8 protein-coding genes and 1 pseudogene are annotated in these 7,560 nt (G+C 75.1%); 4 read left to right on the top strand and 5 right to left on the bottom strand.

Annotated features, from left to right (window positions below; genetic code table 11):
• Positions 1-121: 121 nt before the first annotated feature.
• Positions 122-325, top strand: coding sequence for a cold-shock protein (locus tag C8054_RS24700; RefSeq protein WP_088962828.1), 204 nt, complete (start codon positions 122-124; stop codon positions 323-325).
• Between the two features lie 102 nt (positions 326-427).
• Here the strand turns inward: C8054_RS24700 and C8054_RS24705 are convergent, their stop codons facing one another.
• Entirely contained in the window at positions 428-619 is a 192-nt protein-coding gene (locus C8054_RS24705) for a hypothetical protein (protein WP_107160740.1), read from the bottom strand.
• 91 nt (positions 620-710) lie between these two features.
• Entirely contained in the window at positions 711-1,694 is a 984-nt protein-coding gene (locus tag C8054_RS24710) for an aldo/keto reductase (RefSeq protein ID WP_107160742.1), read from the bottom strand.
• Positions 1,695-1,781: 87 nt separating this feature from the next.
• On the opposite strand from C8054_RS24710, the gene C8054_RS24715 reads away from it, so the two are divergent.
• Positions 1,782-2,573, top strand: a complete 792-nt coding sequence (locus C8054_RS24715) for a trans-aconitate 2-methyltransferase (RefSeq protein ID WP_107160744.1) — start codon at positions 1,782-1,784, stop codon at positions 2,571-2,573.
• A complete protein-coding gene (locus tag C8054_RS24720; protein ID WP_107160746.1) occupies positions 2,570-3,595 on the top strand; it encodes an adenosine deaminase in 1,026 nt (341 codons plus the stop codon). The genes C8054_RS24715 and C8054_RS24720 overlap by 4 nt, the downstream gene beginning before the upstream one ends.
• Positions 3,596-3,806: 211 nt before the next feature.
• On the opposite strand, the gene C8054_RS24725 is transcribed toward C8054_RS24720, so the two are convergent.
• Both C8054_RS24725 and C8054_RS24730 read right to left on the bottom strand, forming a co-directional pair.
• Positions 3,807-5,195 (bottom strand): HAMP domain-containing sensor histidine kinase, encoded by a 1,389-nt coding sequence (locus C8054_RS24725; RefSeq protein WP_199199906.1) that lies wholly within the window; start codon positions 5,193-5,195, stop codon positions 3,807-3,809.
• A 29-nt stretch (positions 5,196-5,224) separates the two neighbouring features.
• Positions 5,225-5,914, bottom strand: coding sequence for a response regulator transcription factor (locus C8054_RS24730; protein WP_107160748.1), 690 nt, complete (start codon positions 5,912-5,914; stop codon positions 5,225-5,227).
• 73 nt (positions 5,915-5,987) lie between these two features.
• Between C8054_RS24730 and C8054_RS24735 the strand changes: the two genes are divergently transcribed.
• On the top strand, positions 5,988-6,917 hold the full coding sequence (locus tag C8054_RS24735) for an ADP-ribosylglycohydrolase family protein (protein WP_107160750.1): 930 nt from the start codon (positions 5,988-5,990) through the stop codon (positions 6,915-6,917).
• Positions 6,918-7,434: 517 nt separating this feature from the next.
• Here C8054_RS24735 and C8054_RS32870 read toward each other — a convergent pair.
• Positions 7,435-7,560 (bottom strand): annotated as a pseudogene (locus C8054_RS32870) (phosphoglycerate dehydrogenase); the annotation flags it as partial.

The raw sequence follows: 7,560 nt of genomic DNA on the forward strand, positions 1-7,560 counted from the left end.
TTGCGAGACGCGTGGGTTGAGGGACGTTCCCCTGCACGGGGGCCGCCTCAGGCGCCGCTGCTCGAAAACGGCCAATCGGCCGCACGGCGTGCTCGGCCGCCAGTTTTAGAAGGAGTTGCACATGGCGCAGGGAACCGTGAAGTGGTTCAACGCTGACAAGGGCTTCGGCTTCATCACCGTCGACGGCGGGGGTGCTGACGTGTTCGTCCACTTCTCGGCCATCCAGTCCAGCGGCTACCGCTCGCTGGAGGAGAACCAGCGGGTGGAGTTCGAGATCGCCCAGGGTCAGAAGGGTCCGCAGGCCGAGCAGGTCCGCCCCATCTGAGCTGACACCGTGCCGGCCCCGCCGGCCGGTGCGCGAAGCCCCGCATCCCGCACGGGAGGCGGGGCTTCTCCGTGCCCCGCCCGGCCGGCGCGCCGGTGCGCCTCAGCGGCGCCGGGCCCGCATGCCGAGCCAGAGCGCCACGAACCCGACCACGACGACCACCGGGCCGACCAGTGCCCAGATCCGCCGGTCGGTCAGCACGCTGCCCTCGACGTAGCCGAGCCCCAGCACGGTCCAGAGCGTGCCGATCACCACCGCCAGCAGGCCCATGGTGAGCCGGAACCAACCCCTCATCGCGCCCCCTCCGACGACGTGCGCCCCACCCCAGCATGCCCGCCGACGCCGGTCGTGGACGACGCCGCGCCGACGGGCCGAATCGGTGCGGTCACCACCGGTCGTGCACCTGCGGCCGGATCAGCTCGTCGTAGGTGGCCCGCACGGAGGCCAGCTCCACCTCGGTCAGCGGTGGCTGGCCGGCCGCCTCGGCGTTGCGCCGGGCCTGCTCGGCGGAGCGGGCGCCGGGGATCACCACGGTCACGCCGGGCTGGTCGAGGATCCAGCGCAGCGCGAACTGCGCCATGGTGCGGTCGTCGCCGACCAGTGGCGCGAGTCGGCGTACCGCGGCCAGGCCGAGGTCGTAGTCGACACCCGAGAACGTCTCGCCGACGTCGAACGACTCGCCGTGCCGGTTGAAGGTGCGGTGGTCGTCCGCCGGGAACGTGGTGTGCTCGTCGTAGCGGCCGGAGAGCAGGCCGCTGGCGAGCGGGACCCGGGCGATGACGCCCACTCCGGCCGCGGCGGCGGCCGGCAGCACCCGCTCCAGCGGCTTGTGCCGGACCGCGTTGAGGATGATCTGGACGCTGGCCACACCGGGCCGGGCGATGGCGGTGAGCGCCTGGTCGCAGGTCTCCACGCTGACGCCGTATCCGGCGATGCGCTTCTCGGCGACCAGCGTGTCCAGGGCGTCGAAGACGCGGTCGTCGGCGAAGACCGCGGTGGGCGGGCAGTGCAGCTGCACCAGGTCGAGCGTGTCGACGCCGAGGTTGGCCCGGGACCGGTCGGTCCAGGCCCGGAAGTTGTCGAGCGTGTACGCCTCCGGCGTCTGCGGCACCCGCCGGCCCATCTTGGTGGCCACGGTCAGCCCGTGGCCCGGGTGGGCCCGCAGGAACCGCCCGATGAGCTGTTCGCTGCGGCCGTCGCCGTACACGTCGGCGGTGTCCAGGAAGGTGACGCCGGCGTCGACGGCGGCGGTCAGCACGTCGAGCGCCGCGTCCTCGCTGACCTCGCCCCAGTCCGCGCCGAGCTGCCAGGCGCCCAGGCCGATGATGCCGACGTGCCGGCCGAGCCGGTCGAAGTTGCGCTGTTCCATCCGGTCGAGCCTAGTGAGCGACTTGCCGCGGCGCTCGTCGGGCCGTACGGTCGTTAGCAAGACGTACGTACGGTTTGGAGGCTGGTCATGTGGGATCCGAGCACCTACCTGCGCTACTCCGACGAACGCTCCCGGCCCTTCCACGACCTGCTGGCCCGCGTCGGCGCCGAGCGCCCGCGCGCGGTGGTCGACCTCGGCTGCGGGCCCGGCACGCTCACCGCCGGGCTCGCCGAGCGCTGGCCCGGCAGCCGGACCACCGGCCTCGACTCCTCGCCCGAGATGATCACCCGGGCCGCCGCCCTGGCCGCCCCGGTCACGTTCGCCGTCGGCGACGTGCGTGACTGGCGGCCGGCGCCGGACGTCGACGTGCTGGTCGCCAACGCGGTGCTCCAGTGGGTGCCCGGCCACCGCGAGCTGCTCACCCGCTGGGCCGTCGAGCTGCCGCCGGACGCCTGGCTGGCAGTCCAGGTCCCCGGCAACTTCGCCGCGCCGTCGCACCGCGCGCTGCGCGAGGTCGCCGGCCGGGACCGGTGGCGCCAGCCGCTCGCCGGGCTGCTGCGCGAGGCCCCGGTCGGTGAACCCGTCGACTACGCCACGCTGCTGACCGGGGCGGGCTGCGCCGTGGACGCCTGGGAGACTACCTACGTGCACCTGCTACCGGCCGCCGGCCCGGACCACCCGGTGCTGACCTGGATGGAGGGCACCGCGCTGCGCCCCGTCCGGGCCGCGTTGGACGCCGCCGGCTGGGCCGACTTCCGGGCCGAGCTGGGGGCCCGCCTCGCCGAGGCGTACCCGGTGCGGCAGGGTCAGGTGTGCTTCCCGTTCCGCCGGATCTTCGTGGTGGCCCGCACCGGCGCCCGCGCAGAGGAGAACTCGTGACCGACCTGTCCACCTTCATCGCCGGCCTGCCCAAGGTGGAGCTGCACGTGCACCACGTCGGCTCCGCCTCGCCCCGGATCGTCGCCGAACTGGCCGCCCGGCACGAGGGGCGCAGCCCCGTCCCGGCCGACCCGGAGGCGCTCGCCGACTACTTCGCGTTCCGCGACTTCGCCCACTTCATCGACATCTACCTGAGCGTGGTGGACCTGATCCGGGACGCCGACGACGTCTGGCTGCTCACCCACGAGGTGGCCCGCGAACTGGCCCGCCAGCAGGTCCGCTACGCCGAACTGACCGTCACCCCGTACTCGCACGTGCACCGGGGCATCCCCGCGTCGGCGTTCTGCGAGGCGATCGAGGACGCCCGCAAGCGCGCCGAGGCCGACTTCGGCATCGCGCTGCGCTGGTGCTTCGACATCCCCGGCGAGGCCGGGCTGCCGGCCGCCGAGCAGACGCTGCGCATCGCGCTGGACGAGCGGCCGGACGGGCTGATCAGCTTCGGTCTCGGCGGCCCCGAGATCGGCGTGCCCCGGCCCCAGTTCAAGCCCTGGTTCGACCAGGCCCGCGCGGCCGGGCTCCGGTCGGTGCCGCACGCCGGTGAGACCACCGGGCCGGAGACCATCTGGGACGCGCTGCGCGAGCTGGGCGCCGAGCGGATCGGCCACGGCATCTCCGCCGTGCTCGACCCGGCGCTACTGGCCCACCTGGCGGAGCGCCGGATCCCGCTGGAGGTCTGCCCCACCTCGAACGTCCGCACCCGAGCGGTGGCCAGCCTGGACGAGCACCCGCTGCCGCAGCTCGTCGAGGCCGGCGTGCCGGTCAGCATCAACTCCGACGACCCGCCGATGTTCGGCACCACGCTCGACGAGGAGTACGCGGTCGCCGCCCGGCTGCTGAAACTCGACCCGCACGGGGTGGCCGCGCTGGCCCGCGCCGCGGTGGACGCCGCGTTCCTGGCGCCGGCCGAGGCGACCCGGATCAACGCCGAGATCGACGCGTACGCGGCGGGCGCGGCGCGCTGACCGACCGGACGGAGAGCGGCGCGCGACGGGAGCGAGGTGTGGGGGGACCGGACTCCCGCCGCGCGCACGGATCCGCCGGCCGGAAGGTGTTACGGGGCGTCCCGGCCGACGGAACTGATGGGTTCTGTCAGAGATCCTGGCATTTCGCGGCGGTGTCGGGGCGGTCGTTAAACCACTCCTAAGGAGAACTTGCGCCGGCCCACAAACAGTGTCAGCGCGGGCGCGGCCAGCGCCGTCCGGCGCGCGGCTCCCGGGCCTCCCGGGTCATCCGACCCACCAGCCCGAACCGGTTGACCTGCCGGGGCGCCGCGTCCGGATCGGCCAGCAACATCACCACGCTGGCCCCGCCGAGCCGGGCCCGGTCGATGCTCACCGAGCCGTTGGCCTGCAACGCGACCCGCTTGGCGATGTCCAGCCCGAGCCCGGTGGAGCCCTTGTCGCTCTCGCCCCGGCGCAGTGCCCGGTCCGGGTTGGCGATGCCCGGCCCGGCGTCGTCGATCCGGATCGCCACCCAGCCGTCCCGGCGGCTCACCGCCACCTCGAACGCGGTGCCCTGCGGCGTGTAGCGGAACACGTTGCCGATCACCGCGTCGAGTGCGGCGGCCAGCTCGGCCCGGGGCACCGGCGCGGGGATGCGCAGTTGCGCCCCGACCACCCGGTGCGGCCGGTTCTGGTCGCCGGCCAGCGCCGACCAGAAGACCATCCGGTCCCGCACCACCTCGCTGACGTCGCAGGACGCCGGGGCGGTCTCCTGGCTCACCGCCTTGCGGGTCGTCTTGATGAGCTGGTCGACCTCGCCCTCCAGCGTGACGATGGCCTGCCGGATCCGCCGGATGCCGCGTCGCCGGTCCAGCTCCGCCTCGCTGAACGTGCCGATGCTGGTGTCGTCGGACTCCAGGGCCTCCGCGTCCAGCCGCAGCGCGGTCAGCGGGGTTCGCAGCCGGTGCGACAGGTCGGCGACGAGTTCGTGCTCGTCGGCGCGGAGCGCCACCAGCCGTTCCGCCATCCGGTTGAACGCGTGCCCCGCCTCGGCCAGCTCCCGGGGACCGGCCGGCTCGACCCGTACGCCCAGCTCGCCGTCGCCCACCGCGAGCGCCGCCTTGACCAGGTCGCCGGTGGCGTCCACGGCCCGGGCCGCCACCCGGTCGACCACGATCACCGCAGCGCCGACCAGCGCCAACGCCACCGCGAGCAGCAGCAGCCACCGCCCACCGCTGCCCGCGTCGAGCACCTCGTCGGGGACGAAGACCTCCACCACTGCCACCCGGTCACCGAGCACCACCGGGTCCAGCCGCAGCACGCCACCGTCCACCTCGGTCACCACCGAGCGCCGCTGCGCGGCGGCGTCGGCCAGCGCGGCGGAGTCGGCACGGCCGGCGGACTCGTCGGCGCCGACGCCGTGCACGACCGGCCGCAGCGCCGGGTCGTCGCCGCTGGCCGCCACCGCCCGTCGGACCACCTCCGGGTCGGTGCTGACCGCCAGCGCGCCGGTGACCAGCGCGCCGCGTCGGGCGGCGTCGGCCAGCTTCTCCTCGCGGGACTGGTCCGACAGGGTGATCCCGAGCGGGACGAGGAAGGCGAGCGCGACCAGGCTGCACATGCCGGCGGTGAGCCAGGCCAGCGCCGTCCTCAGTCCGGTGCCACCAGCCGGAAGCCGACCCCCCGCACGGTGCGCAGGTAGCGCGGCTTCGCCGCGGACTCGCCCATTTTGCGGCGGAGCCAGTACAGGTGAACGTCGATGGTCTGGTCCTCGCCGACCGATGGCTGCCGCCATACCTCCTCCAAGAGTTCCCGCCGGGACACTACCCGGCCGGGACGCGCGGCGAGATACGCCAGCAGGTCGAATTCCTTGCGGGTCAGCGCCAGTGCCTCCCCGTCCAGCACCGCGCTGCGCTCGCCCACGTCCACCCGCAGGCCGCCGACCGTGTGCACGGCCGGTTGCACGGTACGGCTGGCCCGGCCGGCCCGGCGCAGCACGGTGGTGATCCGGGCGTCCAGGTGCGCGCCGGTGAACGGCTTGACCATGTAGTCGTCCGCGCCGGCCCGCAGCAACCGGACCACCGACTGCTCGTCGTCGCGGGCGGTGGCGATGATGATCGGCACGTCCGTGATGCCGCGCAGCATCCGCAGCGCGTCCGAGCCGTCCAGGTCCGGCAGGCCCAGGTCGAGCACCACCAGGTCGGGCGTCTCCGCGGCGACCCGGCGCAACGCGTCCAGCGCCGTGCCGACCGCGTGCACCGCGTGGCCCCGGTCGGTCAGCGACCGCAGCATCGCGCCGCGGACGACGTGGTCGTCTTCGACCAGCAGGACGGTTGCCACGTCAGCACCGTACTCGGCGTGGCAAGTCGGTCGCGTTGCGGCAGGCCGGGGAACCGGGCAAGCTGGAACGGCGATGACGTTCACCCTCTTCCCCGACACCCGCCTCACGCTCGCCCGCGACGCGCTGGCCGGCCTGTCGGTGGGCGACGCGCTCGGCTCCCAGTTCTTCGTGCCCGGCCGGCGCCCGGCCGACCTCGCCGAGGGCCGGCTGCCCGCGCCGCCGTGGGAGTGGACCGACGACACCGAGATGGCCTGTTCCGTGGTGGCCGAGCTGGCCTCCGCCGGGCGGATCGACCGGGACCGGCTGGCGCTGGCGTTCGCCGAGCGCTGCGAGCCCTACCGGGGTTACGGCCCGGGCGCGGTGACCGTCCTGCGGCTGATCCGCACCGGCACGCCGTGGCCGGTGGCCGCCGCGTCGGCGTTCGACGGGCAGGGCTCCTGCGGCAACGGCGCGGCCATGCGGGTGGCCCCGCTCGGCGCCTGGCACGCCGACTCCACCCGGCGCGCCGCGGACCAGGCCCGGGCCTGCGCCGAGGTGACCCACGCGCACCCGGAGGGGATCGCCGGCGCGGTGGCGGTGGCGGTGGCCGCCTCGCTGGCCGCCCGGGCCCGCCTCGACGGCGACCGGCCCGAACCGGCCCGCCTGCTCACCGCCGTGGCCGGCGCGCTCGACCCGGCCGGCGAGGTGCACCGGGGCGTCCGCCGGGCCGCCGCGCTGCTCGGTCGCCCGGCCGTCGAGGTGGTCGACGCGGTGGGCAACGGCTCGCGGGTCACGGCGCAGGACACCGTCCCGTTCACGCTCTGGGTCGCCGCCACGATGCTGTCCGACTACCCGGCCGCGATCCGCGCCTGCGTGGAGGCGGGCGGCGACGTGGACACCACGGCCGCCATCGTCGGCGGCGTCGTCGCCGCGTACGCCGGGGTCGGCACGCCCGGCGGCGTCCCGGAGGGTTGGCTGACGGCGCGCGAGCCGCTGCCCGGCTGGCTCACCGCCCCGGCCTGACCCCGCCCGGTCGGCGCTCCGGCGAGGCTCGACCGGCGCCCCGCCGCGCCCGGCACGCTCCTCGGACCCGCTGTGCCGCCCGCGCCCGTAACGCCCGCTGTGCCGCCCGCGCGTGGTGCCGCCCGCGGCGGCTGCCGCCAGCCCCACCATGACCGTCAGTAACGGGCCGGGGTGGCATGGTGCGGCAAAGCGATATACCTCAGCGTCATAATTATGACGCTGAGGTATATCGCTTTGCGGACTCACCATCCCCGCGGCGCGACACGCCGGCGAATTGCCGTCCCGACACGTCCACGCGCTCACGCGCGCGGGCGTGCGCCGCCGACCGGGACGGGCTCGACCCTGGTCACGCCGTCGCCGTCGCCGTCGCCCGTCGCGCTCCGGTGCGCGGGGTCGACCGGGGGGCCGTCGGCGGTGGGGGAGTCGGGCCCGGACGAGAGGGCCAGGGTGCCGCGTCGGCGGCGGCTGAGCAGCCAGCCGATCGCCCCGCCACCGGCCAGGCCGGCGAGCAGGCCCCCCATTCCCGGCGGGCCTGGGCGCGGGCCAGCGGCGCGAACCCGCGCAGCGCGGACAGGATCGCGGCGACCACCCACTCGGCGGTGGCCGAGTCGTGCACGCCGCGGGCGTCGCAGAGCGTCACGCC

It is taken from the genome of Micromonospora sp. RP3T (assembly GCF_003027925.1).
GTDB lineage: Bacteria > Actinomycetota > Actinomycetes > Mycobacteriales > Micromonosporaceae > Micromonospora.